The sequence below is a fragment of the Pedobacter sp. Leaf176 genome (assembly GCF_001424305.1).
GTDB lineage: Bacteria > Bacteroidota > Bacteroidia > Sphingobacteriales > Sphingobacteriaceae > Pedobacter.
Genome location: NZ_LMPD01000007.1, coordinates 136,778 through 157,369, shown reverse-complemented (window position 1 = coordinate 157,369; position 20,592 = coordinate 136,778). Strand labels below are relative to the sequence as shown.

Sequence of the window (20,592 nt, the reverse complement as noted above, 5' to 3'; positions counted from 1 at the left end):
ACTGACTATGAAGTTGAAAGAATCCAAATTCCCAAAAAATATATTATGCTTTTCTCATCTTCGATGGGATTTTGTTTTTCAAAGGCCGCAGCACCTGATGAGCCGCTTCGCTAAAGAAACAAATGTTTTTATACTGGAAGAACCCATTTTTGATGGCCATGATCATTTTTCGGCAGAAAAAAGATCGGAAAAGCTCACCGTTATCACCCCTCATTTGACACCCAACCGAAATTCCGAAGAAGACAGGATAACCATGCGTATTTTACTCGCCGATTTTTTGAAGAACCAGCCTATGACTGAATGGGTCTTTTGGTATTATACGCCGATGGCCCTGCAGTTTTCGGATAACTACGGCCCTGCGCTCACGGTATTTGACTGTATGGATGAACTTTCGGCCTTCGACTTTGCACCGCCAGAGCTTCTGGATATGGAAAAAGCACTTTTAAACACTGCCGATATTGTATTTACAGGAGGCCACTCGTTACATGAGGCAAAAAAGGAACACCACAATAATATCCATGTATTTCCAAGTAGCATCGATAAGGCGCATTTTGCACTGGCAAGAAAAGCAAGGGTAGAACCACCCGACCAGGCTTGCATTAAAGGAATAAAACTGGGTTTTTTCGGCGTAATAGACGAACGCTTTGACGGGGACCTGATTAGGGACATCGCAGAACAAAGGCCGGATTGGCATTTTATTCTGCTGGGACCGGTCGTTAAGGTTTCCTGGGAGCGCCTGCCCAAAAATTCCAACATCCATTATCTGGGCCAGAAATCCTATCAGCAACTGCCTGAATATCTTTCCGGTTGGGATTTGGCAATGATTCCCTTTGCAATTAATAATTCAACCCGGTTTATCAGCCCAACCAAAACCCCCGAGTACCTTGCAGCGGGAAAGCGGGTGGTATCCACACCAATAAGAGATGTGGTACAGCCATACGGCATCAATGGTTACGTCTCCATAGCTTCGAATTCTTCGGAATTTATAAGTGCGGTGGAGCAAAATCTTTCCGCAGGCAACAAAACGGAATGGCTTGATTCAGTGGATCGGTTTTTAAGGGACAAATCCTGGGATAATACTTTCGAGATGATGAAACAAAAAATGTTCTGGACCTTGTTTGAAGCCGATAAACTATTGGCCAGCTGATGAAAGGAAGCTATCCGTTCCGGTCTTTTTGGATGGCGGGATTTGAATGTTCCGACCAGCTTAACCATTATGGCAACCGTGTCGATCTGCTAAGCGAAACCGGGCACATATACAAAACCGCCCAGGATTATCAGTTACTGATTAACATGGGGATATATACTGCTCGGGAAGGCATTCGATGGAGTTTCGTAGAAACGGCTCCGTATCAGTATGATTTTTCCATCGTTAAATCAATGCTAAATGCTGCGAAATTAACGGGTATGCAACAAATATGGGATATCTGCCACTTTGGATATCCTGTTGATCTAAGCCCACTCCACCCCCACTTTTGTGATCGGTTTGTTGGTATGTGCAGCGCCTTTGCATCCTTTCATAAAAACCATTGTCCAAATGAAAGATTGATTGTAACACCAATAAATGAAGTTGGCTTCATTTCATGGCTGGGAGGCGACCATGCCAGTACTAGCCCTTATACCAGGGGAATGGGATGGGAAGTGAAATATGCGTTGGTACGCGCATATATACTTGGAATAAAAGCGATAAAGGCTATAAATCCCGAGACATGGGTCATGACAACCGAGCCTCTGGTGAATATTGTACCCGATTTGGATGCCACTTTAGAGATGGTCCTGGAAGCAAAAGAAAAACATGAGTTCCAGTATCAGACCACTGACATGCTGACCGGCATGATATGCCCTGAACTGGGCGGATCAAAAGATCTGATAGATTTTATGGGCTATAATTTCTATTATAACAACCAATGGGTGGCCAGTGATTTTTCTTTCCTTCCATGGGCCAACCTCGATCCCGACCCGAGGTGGAGAGGACTCTCCTCGCTATTGGAGGAGGCTTACATGCGTTATGGTATCCCAGTGGTGCTTTCGGAAACCAGTCATCCGGGAGAACATCGTCCAAACTGGCTTGAATTGGTAACCAAGGAATGTGTTAAAACACTAAAAATGGGAATTCCGCTCAAGGGCATCTGTCTTTATCCCATCATCGACCGTCCGGATTGGGATCATCTTCATTACTGGCACCATTCAGGGCTTTGGGATGCAGATGAAAATAATCCACATGCACGACTTATTTATCGGCCCTATGAAAGGGAAATTGTAAAGTCGATGGATATAATTAAGGATTATCTCTAAGAACAGATCGATTAAAAAAGTAATTCGGCCAGTAGATATCTAAGAATCAATACGTTTCATTTAAGAATAATTGCATTATTTTAAACAATCTTCTCAAAGTAGCAAAATTTTATTGCGCTATTGTCGCATTTAGGCTTAACTGATGTATGAGGCCGAGTAATAAGCCAAATGTTGCTGAACGAATTATGGATATTATCATGATTTTTGTTGCAAAGAGATTGCAGATCCATTCTATAATTCCGCAATTTGAAGCATGAGCGACTGCAAGATCCGACATCCTTTACAGAAATAGAGCCTCTATTAAAAATTCGAAGGCGGTAATCGTATTATGCAGTTTTGTCGAAACCTTCTTTAAAAAAATCAGACAGGCTTATATCTAATGCTGCGAGTACCTTTAATAATGATGATAAATACATATCTTCCCCATTCTCATAACGCCATAATTGCGAGCGATTCAGGTCATGTTTAAAGGCGAATCTTTCATAATTATATTCACCTTTTGCTTCCCTCAAAAATTTTATCCGTATTCCAATCATTTTTAAAAGCTTTCTGGCGTTCTCACTGTTGTAATCACTTTTACCTTTTGTCATATAGTAAAATAAACTAAAATGACTCGCTACAGGTACTCCTAATTAGAAACTTCTATAAAGATACACCTAATTAGATACATTATGCTATCTTTATGTGTAGGTAATATTAATGGAAATGAATGCTGACAAAATATTGTCTTCTCCACTCTCTACACTGGGTTTTAGCGTAAGCTTTTGTGATTCATGTGAAATAATGGGTTTTAAAACACTGGAAGACATTCTTTTGATCTTACCAGAAGAATTGGTTAATAAGGTGGGGTTTAACTACAATTGGCTGGGTGAACTCAGCACATATTTGGATAACGAAGGATTATTGCACCTGTTACAAGCCACACCGGGAAAAAGTTACGATTAAGCCTAAGAACCATTCTTTGTAACAAATCTCGAACGCGGGCAGCAGTATGCTGGTCAATGCTGTAAAATTCTTTGCTAAGGCTACCTGGTGAAATTGAAGACTGCCTTTTGGTTTGATAATGCCCTGCAAAGCATTTGAAGATTAACTTAAGGTTATTGGTCGAAAATACATTTTCCTCAAACAATAATCGAATGATACAGGCCATATGTGCAACAGACGTTTGGATTGGCAGTTTGGGAACATTATTTTCCGCCGCTATTTCAATGTCTTTGCGCAGTGCCTGCTCTGCTAAACAAACCTCTTCCTGCAGCCATGTACTTAGCATTGTTTTTAATGAAGGCCAGGAGGAATCATAACCTGTATTTTTCAATTCAGGTAAAGAGAGCACTTTCGATTTCTCCATCTGGAGGTATTCCAGCTTTTCCTGAGCAGAGCTGAAAATTACTAACGCATCGCGAATGCTGTTTTGTCGGTAAACAAAAAAAGAAAGATGATTGAAATCGGACTTCGAAAGAATTGTGACCAATAATTCTTCAGCCTTATCTGACTGTAAATCTATGCTCAATAACTGATAGATAATGTGCTCTAAGAAGCTTAATGAACGAAAAGAATAACGGACATTATCACTCAATTCTGTCAGTTCACTTAACAAGTTTAGCAAACAGGTTTTCAAAGCAAAGCTCATTTTAGATACCTGCAACGACTTACCAACTACCGAAATGCTACTGTGCAGTTGGGCCATTAATCTCTTATGGAAAATGACAGGAACAGGGGCATCCAGATTAAAATATGCCGAATAAGAATCCCTTAAATGATCTATAAGGGCAAGAAGGGCGTCTTCGATATCCTCAGGATAGCTTCCACGATTAGAAACATGAAGCTTGTCTGAGAGTTTTGACACACCATCTAGATGAAAATGAAAATAACGCACCAGGCTATGCTCAGATGAGTCGGAGAAAATTGCTTTCTCCCATGCCTCACGGATTAAATTAAATTGCCCATCAATATCGATTTTGAATACCGTATTTGCATTTAATGTATCCGTAGGTAAGAGCAGTTCTTCGATATATTTCAATTCATTTTTGAGCATATCTAAAAGATCAGCCTGATGCGTTTAGCAGCTTATTTATTAAAAATATGCGTGCTTGTAATTGTACTCATAGTGATACTTGTAGTATCGGTTTCATTTTTCCCTATTTTAACATTGTCATAATGATTAAGGGTTTGGACTTTTTTTTGTGGAAGTTTGGTTGTTTTGATCATGATTTATATTTTTTTATTAAATTACGAATACGGTTATTTCTGGACACCTTTATTACAAATTTCGAGTATCTTGAAGGCTAAATAACTATAATGATGAGTGATTCAATAAATTTCAAAAAAATATTGAAAAAAGTATTTTTGCTTCATCTAATATGCTGGGCTCTTTTTATTAGTTGTGAATTATTAATGGTTTACATAGCTGTTGGAAAATTAGAAACTCCCCACATTTATATAGTCTATTACACTATAAACATTAGCTTTTTCTATGCCCTTATTTCGATATTAAACCTAACTTTCAATAATTTAAGTATTCAGTATATTAAAGGAATTATTTTATTTGCATTACTAATAATTTTATACCTTATTATCAAAAGCCTGGCTGATTATATTTTAAACAACCAGCGATTTAATGTAGATAATATATACATATATGCTCAGGGATTTCTGCAACGTAACATTTTCAGAAGCCTATATTTTACTTCGTTAGCGACCTTTTTTTGGTCTGCTGGCCATATTTCGCATTTCCGAAGACAAACACAAGAAGCGGAGAAACTGCAGCTGATTGCCGAAAAAGGAAAAGCGGAACTAGAAACACAACTTACTAAATCCCGCAATGCTTATTTGCAACAACAAATTAAGCCCCACCTTCTTTTTAACACATTGAATTTCGTTTATAGCAGTGCACAAAAATATTCTGACGATGCCGCACATGTTATTTGGCTATTAGCCGAAATAATGCGCTTCAGTATGGAAGAACCTGATTACAATGGCAAAATTAATCTCGCTCGCGAGGTAGAACAAATCGAAAATATGTTGGCACTTAACCGTTATCGCTTTGAAAAACCGCTATATATTTCTTCAAATATGCAAGGCAATTTCGGCAATTTTCAAATTATTCCACTTATCTTGTTAACACTTACAGAAAATATTTTTAAGCATGGAAATCTTACAGAAGCAGCCCAACCGGCAATATTAAACATAACAATTGATGAGGCCGGCAAATTGGTTTTTTTCAGCCGCAATCTTAAGAAATCAAAGAACAAACATCCCCGTAGTCAACAAGCACTTGGCATCCAAAATGTACATATAAGATTAAATGCGACTTATGCTTGTAATTACAAACTGGACATTACAGAGCCGGAAGAATTTTATGAACTCACTTTAACATTAAATCTATGAGCCTAAGCTGTTACATTATTGACGACGAACCACATTCCATAGAGGTACTTGTAAAATACGTTAACCAAACACCCGGACTGGAACTTTCTGGAACAGCAACCAACCCACTTTTAGCGATAGAAGAATTTTGCAACAAACCCTTCCCAGCACTTATTTTTCTTGACGTTGACATGCCACAGCTTAACGGTTTGGATGTTGCTGACCTTCTTGGTCCTGAAAGCCGCATCATTTTTATCACGTCCTTTCGTGAATATGCGCCCGAAGCCTTTGAAAAAAATGCTGTGGACTACCTCCTTAAACCGATTAACTACCTCCGGTTTATGAAAGCGGTTACCAAAGTAAGGTCAAATTTCCCCGGTCAATTGCCGGATAATGCTGCCAGTGCATACTTTTTCGTAAAAAGTAATATTAAAGGACAGTTTAACAGGATAACAATTTCCAACATCCGATATATAGAAAACATAGGCAACTATATCTACATCCACACCGATAAGGAAAAGTTCGCTACTTACCTAACCCTTTCGGAAATTCTATCCAAGCTGCCTGAACAAAATTTCTCAAGAATTCACCAATCTTTTATTATCAATCATTCAGTTATACGATCGGTAGAATACGCACAGGTAAGGCTTTCTGAACAGCTTAACCTACCTATAGGTGGCACTTTCCGGGCTGCATTTCGCGAAAAAATTCAGCGCAACACAATCATTAGCAAAAGGGAACGTCACATAGATTAGTTAATTGGCTTTGTTCGTGCCATACAGGAAATCAGATATTTTTGAAGGCAATAATAAACAAGTAATTCCTGTTGCCGCTGTTTTATAGAAAATGTACGATTCAATTGCATATGTACCAGGTCGGCTAAAAGAGCAGATTTTTCAGCCGGTAAATATTGTGCTGTAAGTTTATTTATCTCTTCAATTTCTTTCATAAACAATGTAAATGCTTTCAGTCTTACTTTCTTCCCAAGTAGGTCAGCGATGATGCCTTTCAACTTACGGTATTTGTTATCAATTGCTATTTTAAAAACTTTATCTGTATTAAATTCAATAAGAAAACTTTCTACAACTTCGCTGATAAAAATCAAACGTTGTTCATACTCTGGTAACATGCCCGAAATTATCTGGTTTGCAGAAAGCATAGCCAATTCAAATTCATCCCATACCTGCTTATCGGCCTGTCTGGCATGTATAGCCCATACAACCAGCTCGCTTCCTGCCCGAAAGAAATGCTCAACATCATTAATAAGTTGATGACCGTATCTTTCAATTTCCCTTTGATAAGTATCTCCCTGGTAATTTCTAATAAGTTTATGGTGGCCACCAGATTCCATTTTCTTTCTCAGGGCGACTAATAAAATACCCAAGTCGTTTTGTTCTGCCTGAATCCGTAAGCGCAAGTGATAGCCTTTTTCATTATACCTGATAAAGAACCAGTTTTTTATTCGTTTACGTTCGCTTGAGAGGAACGGAAAAATCACTTTTGCAAGAATTGTATCGGACGCCCGTGGTATACAGAATATTTTTATATAAAGCCAGTCACTACCGATCATAAAACTGCGGCCTTTAATACGCAGAGGCACCTTTGTAACAGGCTTTATGGCTGGATATGTGTTTCGGTTATGTGCTAAAAAGGCAATTATTTGTCCCGATGTTGGCTTTTTACCGATCTGAACGGAGCGATCGGGCAACATGTATTCCGTAATGGTCAGATTTTTGACTCCGCTAATACACTGCAAAAAAAACTTAGCCTCATTGGCAATTGCCAGGTCAAAAACGAGTTGCTGATCGTTTGAACCTATGCTGATGTGTCTGGGCATGTGATAAGTCCTGCGAAATTCATGTAATGTCGTTGTCGGCGATTCATTTCGGGAAAGTAAACTTAATTCATGCGCTTTAAACTTCCACTTGGCCAGGCTCAATACCACCCGCCCGTAAGATACGCGCGGGTAAAATGTCAGGCCTGGAAAAAAATTTTCAAGATCAAATGAAAATCCGGCTTTTATGCCCTGGAATTGCATGTCGCAAAGTAACCTAAACACAGGCAACTGATTATTCCTGAAATTATAAGCAGTTGTTAACCGGGGAATGACTCGTTTACCTAGCCTTGACGACTCTAATATTAGCTCATCTCCTTGAAAGGAAAGCAGTAAGTCAGCAGGAAAAATCAGGTTCTCCTGCGGCTGTGTCGGGTAAACATTTATTGGTATCTCGTAGGGATACACCGGCCTCCGGCGATTTATGTTATCAACATGTGCATCTGAAAGTTGTCCAATATCTGCAAAAACAACACTTGGGTTGGCTTTGGTCTCCAGATCCGCTAATTTAAGGCAACACTCATAAACTTGTTCACTGAAGCTGGAAAAACGCCCGATGAGTGAAATCCCGTTAGTGCCACCAGAACTTTCAATAATCAAATGTTCTCCAGTATTTCTGTACATAAGTGCCTGTGATTGTGGAAGTGGCAAAACACCATCATTAACGTTGCGCAGCTCAAAGACATTTTCCTCACTAATCTCTAAGGTTGACCAAGGGTCGCGAAGCGTATTTCCTATCCATAATCGGAAAAGCAACTGTTGCACAGCGTTCCAACTAACCTGGTTATTTTCAGAAACAATTTTTGGAAAAACCAGATCATCCAAAACACCAGGATTGGGATTTGAAGCCTCCACATTTCCATAAGGCAAACCCGCATCCGGATCCAGCGCTAGGAGAAACGGAACTTTTTCGCGATCGAAACGGGCGCGAAACTCGCTAACAAAATGCGAAAAATCTTTCGGTTGCTCGTATACAGACAATAGCTGCAAAACCTCCACTGCTTTAGAAAGTTCGTTTTGTACAGACACATCAATACTACCATGTTCAGCAGGTCGTTCCAATGCTGCATAAAATGATTGTGTATTGTTCAAATCAGTTTGGGCAGAAAAATTGCGTTTTAATTCTGCCGAAATTTCGGCAAGCGAAATAGATGTAGGCGTGGTTACTGAATGATAAATTTCCCAAAACTCCATCCAGCGGGGCAGATTTGGAAGTTCCGAAATAGGTGGACCAATTATACTACCATAGACATCGCTGAAAATCACTTGTTCATTTAAAAGAAATCTCACATAGTCTAAGGCTTCATCATCTGTACAGTCTCCATGGATCTTTATCCATTCTATCACATTGCTTAAACGATTTTTTTTTATCCCTAAAAACGTAAACAAAGCTGCATTAAACTTAGCGCCTGAAATGGCTTCCAGGAAAAAAGAATAGCCTCCTTTTTCACCGACAATTGATTTAGTATAGCGAAATTCGTTTTCGAAACGGTACAAAGTTGGGTTAACCATTAACCTGGTCGACTGGAGTATACTATCTGAAGTTTTTTGCAAGCTGTTAAACAATTGTTGATCAGGCAAAAGATGTAAAATTGCTTCATCGTTATTTGCCAGCTTCAACCCTGTGTCGTTTCCCCATTCTGTCAAAGTAAAAGAAGCAAAACTGCCAAATGGCGTTGGCCTGAAACACATGCGGTTATAATATTTATAGAGCGTGTGTTTCTCTTTGTCCTTTAATTGTTCAAAATCAAAATTCTTCTTTTCCAGTAAGAGATAAAATTCCGGACTTGCCAGCCATACTGCATTCCTGAATGCCTGTTCGTGTAATACGTCAGGCAAGCGATTGAGATCATATCCGCTAAAGCTGTAATAAGGTGCACGCAAAAAAACCTGCGGCAAAAATTGATAATTCATTGATTGGTCTTCGTTCATCTGCTTCGCTCAAAAGGGTATACTACCTATTTCATACTGTTTTGATTTTACTATTACCCATTACTTTGTTTCATCAAATCGCATATAATGAAAGCATTAATAAAATCGTCTGTTCCCGCATTGCTTGTTTTACTATTTGTTTATGCTGCATTTAGTAAGCTGATAACGTTTAACGATTTCAGGCAGCAGCTTTACAACCAGGCCTTCTCGCATGAGCTGGCCGGGTTCTTATTTTATTTTCTCATACCTGCAGAAATTGTCACTGCTCTACTTTTATGCTTCGACCGCACCCAGTTTATCGGTTTACTATTTTCATCCTTACTTTTATTGGCATTCACAACTTATATCGCACTCGTCATGCTTCATTACTGGGACAGGACGCCTTGTTCCTGCGGGGGCATTCTAAACGAAATGGGCTGGACAACCCATCTGATATTTAATTGCGTCTTCTTAATACTAAATCTCACCGCTCTATACCTCCGAATTTCTGAAAGGAGGCAGACGAGGTAACCATATTCTTCATCGAAAAACAGGGGAAAGCTGAAAACCTGCGAAAAGAGTAAGCATCATTATTAATTAAAGTTTTTCTGAATGTTTTTTGATGTAATAAAGCATTCGTTATTATGAAAAGGATCAAATTAAACTTTGCAGTTGTTGCCTTTTTCTTGGGTTCAGGTGCTGCTTTAGCTTCCTCTACTCAAAAAATTGCAAATGTAAAATGGGGAAAAGAAGGTACTACCTACACGCCGGTTACCGGCGCTTACATTTGTAATGCGTCTTCCAACGTATGTACTCGTACTTATCCTGCCGGACAAGATCCGAACACCAATCCAGACAATTACATTTCACAGGAGCTTGGTAATTTTGTACAATAATCTTCTCAACTGTCTGATTTAAACCAGCAGCCGGCGTTAGCCGGTTGCTTTTTGGGTCACCTTTCATTCTGTAATATCCCGCTCGTTGCAATTTCCTGAGCTGGAATCGGCAGCACATAGCGCTTGTCGCCCGGTGCAAGTGTATAAACAACTCCATATACCGTACGCGATAGCTGCTTCGCAAACTTTTGATCTTTGTTCAGCCTTTTCAAATCCGTCCAGCGCAGCCCACGAAAGGTCAGCTCCTTTCGCCTTTCCATTAAAATATAGTTTAAAGCTTCATCCGCATTTGCTGCGATTAAAGGAATATAAGTGCCCGATTTCCAGCGGGTAACCAATAACTTATTTAATTCATTTATAGCATCCTGGAAATTTCCACTCCTTGCCATACACTCTGCCAGAATCAGGTACATTTCATCTACAGCCAAACCACCAAACAATTGCAACCTGAAGCCAGTGTAACGACCTTTTATATAATATGGTCCGGTTCCGGCAAAAAAGATGCTTTTCCGTAAATCTTTGTCCGCATAGGATTGATATAGATCGTTCGCAACAGTTGTTCTGGTAGATGAGGCAAAGCCATGAGAAATCAATCTGTCAAAAAAAATGATCTCCGGATTATCGAATACAGGTGCATATGGGAAGGGGTTCGTTGCAGTAATGCTTAACTTATTGTAATCAAGCAGCACATGGTTGAGTGCTAAAGCAGATCCTGCGTAATTCTTAGCCAGCTCATAATTCTCCATGCTTAGATAAATCCTGGCAAGTAAGGCATTCGCTGCAACTTTAGATGGGCGGCTTTTAAAGGCCGTTTGTACTGGCAATAGTCTTTCAGCCTCCTGCAAATCATTTATGACCCTATCGTATACTTGCTGTACCGTTCCGCGGCCAACTTTTTGATTAACATCAGCGGTAAGCCGAAGCGGAATTCCCAAATCTGTATTAGCCGAATTTTTATCGTAACCTTTAGAAAAGAGTTGTACCAAGTTGTAAAATGCAATAGCACGATAAAAAAGAGCACTTCCTTTCACTGCATTCCAGCTAATTGCTGAGCTGGCGGCCTGTTCAACTGTCCCCAAACCATCTAAAATAATGTTGGCATAAAAAACCTGCTGATAGGGAACATTCCAGTCCGGACAAGGTTCATTTCCATAAATATCCGCGGCCCAGATATAGCTGTTATTCTGCATAACTGATGTGAAAGAAGCGACCCCAGCATCTGTAGCCTGGAAATCATCCGCAGAAATCTCCTGCAATGCAGGGCTTATATTGAAGATTGTTTGGTTGTCCATTAATGCATTGAAATCTTCCAGCGTCGTTGGAATGAGTACATTTTTATTGGGTTTCTTAGCTAAGAATTCTTTCTGGCAGGAATAAAAAGATAGACTTATCATGATAAAAATTGATATAGAAAATATTTTTTTCATAACTATAATTTTGTTTAATTATTTAAAAATCAGCTTTAATACCTGCTGCAATTGTTTTCACTGGTACGTAATTGGCAGCGGGATAATCAGGGTCAAAATGTGTTTTTGTCGCTTTCCAAAGAATGGCAACGTTATTGGCATATAGATATACCTGAAGCTTGCCGAATGGAAAGCCAGGAAATGAATTCTTATTAAATTCATAAGACAGATTTATATCCTGTAACCGGATGTTATCGGCTTTCTGTACTGTTGCAGAAGAATAATTGTAAAAGCTGTCCCTCCCATTATTGATGACGTCGGGCATCGAAGGAATAGTAGTTGCCAGCTCATCACCAGGCTTTTGCCAACGTTCGCTGTAGCGTCCCTCGTAATACCCCTGTCCTGACAGAACGTTACTGTAGGAGATGCCTGGTTGCCTGAAATAGTAGCCAAAACGGTAACTAATATTTGCAGACAGGGAGAATTGCTTAAAAATAAATGTGTTTCGGATGGCACCATAAGAAGTAGGCCTGGCAGGACCGTGGTAAATGATATTATCTGCGGTGGCTGAAGCCAATATCTGTGTATAATCCTTACTAATTTTCCCGTCGAGGTAACCCCTCGGATCACCTGTTTGAGGATCAAGCCCTGCCCATTCGTAACTGTAAAGCGCATAGAAAGGCCTGCCCTGCAATGGGTAAACTTCATTATCTGAATAATCGGTATAGAAATTTGCCGGTTGTTTAAGTGCGTAATCGATCACTTTATCTGTTACATGGCTAAAGAAGAAATTGGTTTGCCATTTTAATACGCCTCTTAGGTTTTGTGAATTTAAAGTGATGTCAATTCCTTTGCCCTGGGTATTGGCGGTATTACCGCGAAAGGTGGTTATCCCTGTTGAGGGTGCATATGGAATATCGCCTATCAAATCAATTCCTCTTTTAAAATAGGGTTCAATAGTTCCGCTGATAACGTTATTTTTACTGGCAAAGTCCAATCCGATATTCACAATCCGCACGCGTTCCCACCTTAGTTCTGGATTTGGCGGATTAACCACTTCTGCGTACACGGTATTAATTGGATTACCTGTTAAATACTGGGCAGTTGTGAAAGCTGAAAGCCTTTTGTTGATGTTCCCATTATAACCATACGTAGCCCTTAGCCTGAGATAAGGCAGCCATTGCATTTTATAAAAATCTGCCTTATCAATGTTCCAAGATGCACCAACCGAATACAGGGGTACACCTTGTTGATTGGTCTTTACGCCGAAAAGATTGCTGCGGTCGAGCCTCGCACTACCCGATATGGTATACCTTTGCAAGTAGGTGTAGGCAGCATTAGCGTAATAGGAAATGTTCCGGTCAGTCAGATCGGTCAGACTATTGTTATAAGGTATCGCTGTCGAAGACCCCTGAATTGCATATTGCGGAAACAAGGTGATGTAATCCACTGGCAATGCGGTAGCATGTTCATCATCATAACCGTATGACCGGTTACTATTTGCAACGGTGTGAAAGTCACGAAGTTCATAACCGGCTATTGCTGTCAGACTATGCTTATCTAACCAATGCCGGTCAAAATTTAACTGTCCCCTTACACTTTGACTAGTTGCGGTCATGTTATCCAGATCGAGGACCGATCCCCTCGGGATAGCATAAGCTAATTGTCCATCGGAATCAACTGCAGTGAAATTATTAATCAGGTTCCTGGTGTAATAGGTTTTTAAGCTTTGAAAATTCCTTCCATTGGTAATGGTCTGTCCATACTGATACAATATTGCCATGGAAAGGTAGGGTCTTATCTTATAATTCAGGCCAATATTCAGTCGATAATCCAACGAATTTTGTGTTTTATCTCCCAAACTTATTTCCTCTAACGGTTTGTAAGACCAGTCTAAAAGACCCAATTGCTGTGCGCTCTGTATAAAGCGTTGTCTGTAATCGTGTGTAATGGCTAATGGATTCCCAGCTGCATCTACAATACTTGCATAAGGATAAAGCGACACCCCGCTACCCGTCTTAAGACCAATCAGATTTGTGCCTGGGTTATCAATTGTGGTATTACTTTTCGTATAGTAAAAACCGGTATTGACTTCCAGTTTTTTATTTAATAAAGATAAAGATTGACCGGCATTTAGGGTATAGCGTGCAAGACCGTTCGCCACCAGGTCATTGCGATTGTTATCATAGCCACCGGAGATATAAAACCGTTGTATATCATTTCCTCCGTTCAAGTTGAGTGCATATTGCTGGTTAATACTTTTTTGATAGAAATAATTACTGAAATCGTTACGAACATCATTATTGGCCAGGTTGGCTATCTGAGAATTTGACTGTTCGGCACTAATTTGTCCGTCTCTTTGGGCAATAAGCAATTCTACAACCGGTGTTATTGCCGGGTTATTATAGCCGTTTTCTGCATTCAAATAAAAGCCCTTTTTAAATAATTGTCTTTCTACATTTATGAAATCTGCCGAAGACATTCTGGGTTGATAAAAAAGATCCGGTTTTTCGCCAATTGTAGTATTTGCATTAAAACCTATTTTAATTCCCTGATTATAACGGCCTTTTTTGGTGGTGATTACAATTACGCCATTACCAGCACGCGAGCCCCAGATGGAAGCAGCAGCTGCATCTTTCAATACTGAAATACTTTCCACGTCATTCGGATTAATACTGCTGATATCTCCATCATAAGGAAAGTTATCTAACACGATGAGCGGTCCGGCATTCCCGTAGATGGTATTTTGGCCTCGGATACTAATCAGTTTGTCTCCCGTAGATTTTGCTTTGTTAAAGAGCAAACCCGGTGTAACGTCTTCCAGTCTTTCAAGTAAGTTCGTACTCACTCTTCGGTTTAGCAACTTGTTGTCTATCTGTACAAAGGAGCCTGTTGCCCGTTCAGCAGGTATAACCTGGTATCCTGTTGAAACCATTACTTCCGACAACTGCGCAGGTAAAACTTCCAGTATGATTGTGAGCGATTTGCTATTCGCATCTACAAACACGTCTGCCTTCTGGTAACCGATATGAGAAACCTGCAGAAATAAACTTGTAACACCGGCCATTAACCGGAAATTCCCTGAACTGTCTGTTAATGTGGTTTGGTTCGTGTTTTTTATCCTAATCGTTGCTCCGTTAAGCGCAATACGGTCCTCAGCTGAAATAACTTTTCCGCTGATCTCCCTGGTGGTTTGCTGTGCGGCTACAGGAATTATATATAGCAATAGCAAAAACATATAAAATAATATTTTCTTCATGATTTTAGTTTAAGGTTTATCTGCTGCGGATGACTAACATTTCAATATCTGCCTGCTTTTCAACGAACTGGAGATCATAGCGCGCCAGTGCCTTGTTCACGCTATTCAAGTCGCTCATATCAGCTGTTAATTCCAAATCGACCATATACTCATAGCCTGTTTCATTTACTAAGGGCAACGGATTTGTTTGCAATGGCACCTGCATTCGGCTGATCAATACAGATAGATAACAACTGCTTAATTTACACCCAAAGCCGTCGAAGTAGGCAGATTGCTTACCGCCGGATGTGCGTAGCTTGTCTACTTTGGATGTACGGACCAGTGCAAGGCATTTTACTTTTCTTTTTTCTAACCCGATGCGGTAATCTGAGAAAAAACTTTTCAACTGATCCTGCATCAGGACATAAGCATTTTTCCTCAATTGCACAGGAACCATCAGTTCATAACAATACGCTTTGCCCTTTCTAAGCCAGTCCAGGAAATCCATGCTCGCTATATTTTTCGGCTCCAACTGCACGGTGTCCGGCACTTCAATCAAGGTTTCTTTACGCTCTTTCCTATAAGCCAGTCTAAAAAGTTCAGGCATAGTGAGGTTGCGTGCCGTTATGCGCCTTAAAGGTGCGTCCATGTGCACTTCTACGTCCTTGTACATGCCACGGCCGGCACCCGTCAAATAGCACGAAAGCTGCGATCGAAAAAGTCCTTCGTCCTGATTTGCTCCAGCAAAAAACAAAGGTTCATCAGGATTGTAAACCGTTTTCTCATCCTTTTTTATTCTTAAATTCAACGTTCCTGTAGTCACCAGTTTGTTGATATTTTCGGCATTTATAGCCTGCCCATCGGTAATGGCCTTTACAATTCCATCAGCTCCTATCCAAACATAATGTGGTAAAGTCTGGTGGGGAAACAGACGTACTAAAACAGTGTCCCCGGCAACCATCGGAAGTAAAGGATACTTGCCGGTTTGCTTTTCCAGTTTATTGTAAAAGGTATTTACTTCCTCAAAAGACTGATAAGCCACTGGTAAAAACTGTATTTGTCCATCGAATTGTTGTTGCAGCGCTTCCATCTTTGGATTCATCGCGATGCAAGGCGCACACCATGTCGCCCAGAAATCAAGAATTAACACCTTTCCCTTAAATTCAGAAAGTGATTTTGCTGATGTATTCTTATCTTTGGCCCGCAGCCAGGTAACCTTTTCTAAAAGCATGTCGGGTACCTCCTGACCAACATTGATTCCGCCGCTAAATAAAGTAGGATCAGTGGTCTGCACTTTTGTAACCTGCGACTGTACCCTAAAAAAAGAGCATAGCAGTAGCAGGAAGCTTAATTTTAGCTTCATTTTAATCTAGTTTAAACGTGAGAAAATGATAAATTACACTGTAATGCGCTTCAGTTAAATAAGTCTCTTAATTTTGTCTTCCTTCAGAGTTGCAAAGCATTCAGAAAAATCAATTGCAGCAGTATGCTTTAAGCCAATTACCCATTAATTTTTTAAATAAATCGATACGTAAAAATCTGCATAGCGCCACAGTTGAGCATCGGGAGTTCTATTAGAACAACTTCAACTTCTCCATTGTAATTAAGTGCTTCAGTGAATTAGGTATGTTTCTGAATCGGAAACCTCATATTCCTGAATGTTGAGATAAGACTTATTTTTAAACCATTACAGCAAGATATAAGCAGCCGGACATTGCGATATAATTATGCCTTCTGCCATTTGGAATTCAATCCGGTGCTTTGATTATATTTTTAATTGGATTTTGAAGAGAAATAGAATTTACAGGAGATTTCCTTGTGAAATTTCTGAGTGTGTAAATAAATTTTGAGGTAGCATTAATTTTAATTTCCATTGTATCTAAATAATAAGTATCCGTATAAATGATAAAGTGGTTTGCATAATGATTTTGTACAGCTGATGGGTTATCATGTAATTTAATTGTGTCGATAGAGAGACTACTAGATTTTATTATATGATTTGTAGTCCGCTTTTATAAAACTTTAATAAATATAGAAATAATTTTTATATGTGTCAATACTGACACTTATAAAAATTCGAAATATCGGACTTTTCGGTATGAAGAAAAAGTTTGAGGAGCATTATAAGACGATTGGTATAAATGTGAAAAAACTACGCAATGCTCAAAAATTGACTCAACTGCAATTGGCAAATAAATGTAGTGTGAACAGAGAACAGATTAGCAGGATTGAGAACGCCAGAAGAGATTACATGTATTCGACTTTACTTGAAGTATGTGAAGCCTTAAATGTAAGTGTGTTTGAAATTATGAAACCATAACGAAGTAAACATTGGAAAAGATAAGCACAGGATTCAATGCATGTGAACAATTCCAATGCTTTAATCTGTAATTTCAATTATGCAGTCTTTTTTCATAACCTTCTCACTACCTTTAAGTTACTCTAATGCCGAACCAAAATAGTTCATTTTTAGTGTTTTTTGTAAACTTAAACATACTTTCATTGTTACTCAATGATGAATAAGTCAAAGACAGAACTGTCTGCCTTCCTAAGAAAAGTAAAACATTTAAGAGGATTTGGAGATATGGACTCTTATAAATACGTTAGAAAATTAGAGGACCTTGGTCATGCCGACAAATATGAACTTCGGCAAATAATAGATGGCTTTTCCACCCCGGAAACTTATGACATGGCCAAGAGTGCCCTGATAATCCAAATTGAGAAAAGGATAGAAGATGATAACCGATGATTACATTGCATGTAGTTTTGGTTCAACTTTATTTTGAATATCCCAAAATACACGAGTAATTTGAACTCTACAAATTGTTTACATTTGTTTTTCTAATATAAATTTTCCTGTAAGATTCTATAAAAGTCTTCATAAGTTCAGAAAAATATTTTTTCGATAAAACAGGCTTGGATTTAACACCTTGATATTGCCTAAGTTTATCTATAAACTTTTGTTCCAACTTTTTTATGTTTTTCATAATGCGCTTGTTTTAATTTAAATTAACCATTGCCAGTAAGTACCTGTATTACTAACTTAACTTATTATTAAATTGTTTGTTCTAGCGCGGCAATACATTATGGATGCATCGCAATTATGGCATTTGAAACAAATTTGTTGCGTTTACGACGGGGTAGTTAAGCCGTCTTGTATGAATTAAATCAAATTCCTTGTAATCTTTCCTTTAATTATATACAACCCAGTTATGCTGGATTTGTCTATTATAGTATCGCCTTTAAAGTTGGGGTTAGACGATCTCAAAATAAGTTTGTCTTTGTTACTGTGTTCAAACACGAGTTTTATGCTCCGAAGATTGTTGGATTTTTCATTGGCCATTACGACATAAGCTTCGCCCCACTGTAGAACTTCCAGGTTGGTTACTTCCCTTACCGCTATAATTTCACCTGAAGCATATTTTGGGTACATACTGTCACCGTATACTGGAAGGTAAGCGGTACAATCATTAAATGGCTTGTAGTTCACGAAATAATCTGCTTTCTCCTCCTCCAGCAGTAAGGTGTCCATATCTGAAATACTGATGTCAAAATAGGGTACGCCTTCTTTCGTTTCGGAAACTACCGGACCCTTTTTCAAAATGGGTTCGCCCATGCCTTTTTCAAGCCATTCGAGATTAATATTAAATTTTAAAAATAAACGGTCTTTAACCGCATTTGATATGCCGATGCGGCCTCGTAAAATATCAGACAGAGAACCTTCCTTGAGATTGAGGCTGGCGGCAAATTTTTTTTGTGTCTTAAAATTCAACCGTTCCATAATAATTCTCAACCGTTCAATTTCAGTCATCAAAAATGTTTATAAGTAAGACTAATTATAATGAATATGCAAGATAATAAAATGCTAAAAAACTAAGACTACAAACACAAATTATATTCTCTTATCAATTAATGTAAGCATTCCTGCAAACATTATCAATTATTATTTGTCAAGGAATAGAAAAATCCGGGATCATGCCAGCTCTAATTGAAGGCCTGAAAATAATATTAAGATAACCAGATGGAAAATTTTACAATGTTGCAATACTTTCAGTGGTATTATCCAGCTGATGGGAGTTTGTGGAAAAAAATGAATGCAGAAGCTACACAGATTAAGGCTTTTGGAATCGACACCTTATGGCTACCTCCCGCATACAAAGGTATGGATGGAAAGCAGTCTCCAGGCTACGATGTATATGATCATTATGACTTAGGAGAGTTCGACCAAAAAGGTTCTGTTATAACCAAATATGGCAGTAAAGAAGAATTGATTGATGCAATTAAGTCGGCGAAGCAGGCAGGACTCCAGGTTTATATGGACATTGTTTTAAACCACCTGGGCGGTGCTGATGAGACGGAAAAAATTCCAGCTAGAAAAGTAAATCCGCAAAACCGGCTTGAGTTCATTTCTGAAGTTTTTGAAATCAGCGCTTACACGAAATTTAAATTCCCGGGAAGGAATGGCAAATATTCGAATTTTGAATGGGATTTTCAATGTTTTACAGGTGTAGATTTCGACGAAGCTACCGGAGAATCTGCGATATATAGCATTCAGAATCAGTACGGAGATGCATGGCAGGATGTTCTTGATACCGAAAATGGCAATTATGATTACCTGATGCTTTCTGATATAGATTTTAGAAATCCAAGTGTCACGGAGGAACTTAAAAAATGGGGAGAATGGTTTCATAATACATTAAACTTCGATGGATTCCGGTTAGACGCGATTAAGCATATGCCACCAGGCTTTTATAAAGATTGGCTCGACCATATGCGTTCAGTTACAGGCAAAGAACTTTTTACTGTGGGTGAATATTGGTCGCCAGGAAAACTTGATGATATGCTTAAATATATAGAGGCTACAGGTGAAAGGATGTCGCTTTTTGATGCTTGCCTTCAAAATAATTTCTCTATCGCTTCTAAACAAGGTAATGGCTTTGACCTAACCAAAATTTTTGAAGGTACGCTGGTTCAGGTGAAACCGGAATTAGCAGTTACATTGGTAGAAAATCACGATACCCAACCCCTTCAATCGCTTGAACAAACTGTAGAATATTGGTTTCGATCTATCGCCTACGCTTTAATATTATTAAGGACAACTGGCTATCCTTGCATATTTTATCCTGACTTATATGGGGCAAGCTATTGCGATAAAGGAAATGATGGATCAGAACATGAAATCTTTCTGGAACCAGTAGCTCAAATCCAAACCATGTTAGGCCTGCGAAAAAATAACGTTTATGGCGAACAGCGAGATTATTTCGATCACCCTAATTGTGTTGGATGGACGGTTGGTGGTATTCAGGAGAAAGGCGGTTCTGGAATTGCAGTGATACTTTCTAATGGAGACGATGGTATTAAAGATATGGAGATAGGGAAAAAATTCGCAGGTAAAATATTTAGAGACCGGCTAGGTAACATCGAACAAGAAGTACCTATTAGTGATGAAGGATGGGGCACTTTTTATTGTTCGGCTGGATCAGTATCTGCGTATACTGCAGATTAATACGTCCACAAATCTTTCATTCAACCAAGAACAATTACAACAGACGCTATATCAAGTAAAATTTAGCTTTGATTCAGAATTTTATTCGCTTCCACCTTCGTTCCCGCGCAGGCGGAATCTTAAAGCATTTTTAATGGCAT

Annotated in this window: 15 protein-coding genes; 8 read left to right on the top strand and 7 right to left on the bottom strand. The window is 39.1% G+C overall.

What is annotated here, in order from left to right; all coding sequences use genetic code 11:
• The first annotated feature begins 7 nt into the window (after positions 1–7).
• Both ASF92_RS19515 and ASF92_RS19510 read left to right on the top strand, forming a co-directional pair.
• A complete protein-coding gene (locus ASF92_RS19515) occupies positions 8–1,147 on the top strand; it encodes a glycosyltransferase (protein ID WP_056097386.1) in 1,140 nt (379 codons plus the stop codon).
• Positions 1,147–2,295: a hypothetical protein gene (locus ASF92_RS19510; RefSeq protein WP_056097383.1), complete on the top strand. Its 1,149-nt coding sequence runs from the start codon at positions 1,147–1,149 to the stop codon at positions 2,293–2,295. The genes ASF92_RS19515 and ASF92_RS19510 overlap by 1 nt, the downstream gene beginning before the upstream one ends.
• Positions 2,296–2,621: 326 nt before the next feature.
• Here the strand turns inward: ASF92_RS19510 and ASF92_RS19505 are convergent, their stop codons facing one another.
• Positions 2,622–2,885 carry a helix-turn-helix domain-containing protein gene (locus ASF92_RS19505; RefSeq protein ID WP_056097381.1) on the bottom strand — a complete coding sequence of 88 codons (264 nt, stop codon included), beginning with the start codon at positions 2,883–2,885 and terminating at the stop codon, positions 2,622–2,624.
• Between the two features lie 284 nt (positions 2,886–3,169).
• On the bottom strand, positions 3,170–4,315 hold the full coding sequence (locus ASF92_RS19500) for a hypothetical protein (protein ID WP_231729871.1): 1,146 nt from the start codon (positions 4,313–4,315) through the stop codon (positions 3,170–3,172).
• A 374-nt stretch (positions 4,316–4,689) separates the two neighbouring features.
• Here ASF92_RS19500 and ASF92_RS19495 point away from each other — a divergent pair, with 374 nt between their 5' ends.
• Complete coding sequence (locus tag ASF92_RS19495; protein WP_056097376.1) at positions 4,690–5,682, top strand: sensor histidine kinase; 993 nt, start codon at positions 4,690–4,692, stop codon at positions 5,680–5,682.
• Positions 5,679–6,416 carry a LytTR family DNA-binding domain-containing protein gene (locus ASF92_RS19490; protein ID WP_056097374.1) on the top strand — a complete coding sequence of 246 codons (738 nt, stop codon included), beginning with the start codon at positions 5,679–5,681 and terminating at the stop codon, positions 6,414–6,416. Before ASF92_RS19495 ends, ASF92_RS19490 begins: the two co-directional genes overlap by 4 nt.
• On the opposite strand, the gene ASF92_RS19485 is transcribed toward ASF92_RS19490, so the two are convergent.
• Positions 6,413–9,409, bottom strand: coding sequence for a lantibiotic dehydratase (locus tag ASF92_RS19485; RefSeq protein ID WP_197413338.1), 2,997 nt, complete (start codon positions 9,407–9,409; stop codon positions 6,413–6,415). The two genes, ASF92_RS19490 and ASF92_RS19485, sit on opposite strands and share 4 nt — an antisense overlap.
• Positions 9,410–9,514: 105 nt before the next feature.
• Between ASF92_RS19485 and ASF92_RS19480 the strand changes: the two genes are divergently transcribed.
• On the top strand, positions 9,515–9,937 hold the full coding sequence (locus tag ASF92_RS19480) for a MauE/DoxX family redox-associated membrane protein (protein WP_056097371.1): 423 nt from the start codon (positions 9,515–9,517) through the stop codon (positions 9,935–9,937).
• Positions 9,938–10,050: 113 nt separating this feature from the next.
• A complete protein-coding gene (locus ASF92_RS19475) occupies positions 10,051–10,302 on the top strand; it encodes a hypothetical protein (RefSeq protein WP_056097369.1) in 252 nt (83 codons plus the stop codon).
• 56 nt (positions 10,303–10,358) lie between these two features.
• Here the strand turns inward: ASF92_RS19475 and ASF92_RS19470 are convergent, their stop codons facing one another.
• Genes ASF92_RS19470 through ASF92_RS19460 form a run of 3 tightly spaced genes read right to left on the bottom strand, consistent with a single transcriptional unit; the run spans position 10,359 to position 16,309 of the window.
• Complete coding sequence (locus ASF92_RS19470; RefSeq protein ID WP_082489641.1) at positions 10,359–11,729, bottom strand: RagB/SusD family nutrient uptake outer membrane protein; 1,371 nt, start codon at positions 11,727–11,729, stop codon at positions 10,359–10,361.
• Positions 11,730–11,751: 22 nt separating this feature from the next.
• Positions 11,752–14,967, bottom strand: a complete 3,216-nt coding sequence (locus ASF92_RS19465) for a SusC/RagA family TonB-linked outer membrane protein (protein WP_082489640.1) — start codon at positions 14,965–14,967, stop codon at positions 11,752–11,754.
• Positions 14,968–14,983: 16 nt separating this feature from the next.
• Complete coding sequence (locus ASF92_RS19460; protein WP_056097364.1) at positions 14,984–16,309, bottom strand: thioredoxin family protein; 1,326 nt, start codon at positions 16,307–16,309, stop codon at positions 14,984–14,986.
• A 687-nt stretch (positions 16,310–16,996) separates the two neighbouring features.
• Between ASF92_RS19460 and ASF92_RS19455 the strand changes: the two genes are divergently transcribed.
• The gene (locus ASF92_RS19455) at positions 16,997–17,266 is read left to right on the top strand and encodes a helix-turn-helix domain-containing protein (protein ID WP_157263992.1); all 270 of its coding nucleotides are present in this window, start codon (positions 16,997–16,999) and stop codon (positions 17,264–17,266) included.
• A gap of 843 nt (positions 17,267–18,109) precedes the next feature.
• Here the strand turns inward: ASF92_RS19455 and ASF92_RS19445 are convergent.
• A complete protein-coding gene (locus tag ASF92_RS19445) occupies positions 18,110–18,757 on the bottom strand; it encodes an XRE family transcriptional regulator (protein ID WP_157263990.1) in 648 nt (215 codons plus the stop codon).
• Between the two features lie 210 nt (positions 18,758–18,967).
• On the opposite strand from ASF92_RS19445, the gene ASF92_RS19440 reads away from it, so the two are divergent.
• Positions 18,968–20,452: an alpha-amylase gene (locus ASF92_RS19440; protein WP_056097356.1), complete on the top strand. Its 1,485-nt coding sequence runs from the start codon at positions 18,968–18,970 to the stop codon at positions 20,450–20,452.
• Positions 20,453–20,592: the final 140 nt, after the last annotated feature.

Excerpts from the sequence above, each read along its gene's own strand:
- ASF92_RS19515 (WP_056097386.1), top strand. The coding sequence starts at position 8 with ATGAAGTTGAAAGAATCCAAATTCCCAAAAAATATATTATGCTTTTCT.
- ASF92_RS19510 (WP_056097383.1), top strand. The coding sequence starts at position 1,147 with ATGAAAGGAAGCTATCCGTTCCGGTCTTTTTGGATGGCGGGATTTGAA.
- ASF92_RS19505 (WP_056097381.1), bottom strand. The coding sequence starts at position 2,885 with ATGACAAAAGGTAAAAGTGATTACAACAGTGAGAACGCCAGAAAGCTT.
- ASF92_RS19495 (WP_056097376.1), top strand. The coding sequence starts at position 4,690 with ATGGTTTACATAGCTGTTGGAAAATTAGAAACTCCCCACATTTATATA.
- ASF92_RS19490 (WP_056097374.1), top strand. The coding sequence starts at position 5,679 with ATGAGCCTAAGCTGTTACATTATTGACGACGAACCACATTCCATAGAG.
- ASF92_RS19485 (WP_197413338.1), bottom strand. The coding sequence starts at position 9,409 with ATGAATTATCAATTTTTGCCGCAGGTTTTTTTGCGTGCACCTTATTAC.
- ASF92_RS19480 (WP_056097371.1), top strand. The coding sequence starts at position 9,515 with ATGAAAGCATTAATAAAATCGTCTGTTCCCGCATTGCTTGTTTTACTA.
- ASF92_RS19475 (WP_056097369.1), top strand. The coding sequence starts at position 10,051 with ATGAAAAGGATCAAATTAAACTTTGCAGTTGTTGCCTTTTTCTTGGGT.
- ASF92_RS19470 (WP_082489641.1), bottom strand. The coding sequence starts at position 11,729 with ATGAAAAAAATATTTTCTATATCAATTTTTATCATGATAAGTCTATCT.
- ASF92_RS19465 (WP_082489640.1), bottom strand. The coding sequence starts at position 14,967 with ATGAAGAAAATATTATTTTATATGTTTTTGCTATTGCTATATATAATT.
- ASF92_RS19460 (WP_056097364.1), bottom strand. The coding sequence starts at position 16,309 with ATGAAGCTAAAATTAAGCTTCCTGCTACTGCTATGCTCTTTTTTTAGG.
- ASF92_RS19445 (WP_157263990.1), bottom strand. The coding sequence starts at position 18,757 with ATGACTGAAATTGAACGGTTGAGAATTATTATGGAACGGTTGAATTTT.
- ASF92_RS19440 (WP_056097356.1), top strand. The coding sequence starts at position 18,968 with ATGGAAAATTTTACAATGTTGCAATACTTTCAGTGGTATTATCCAGCT.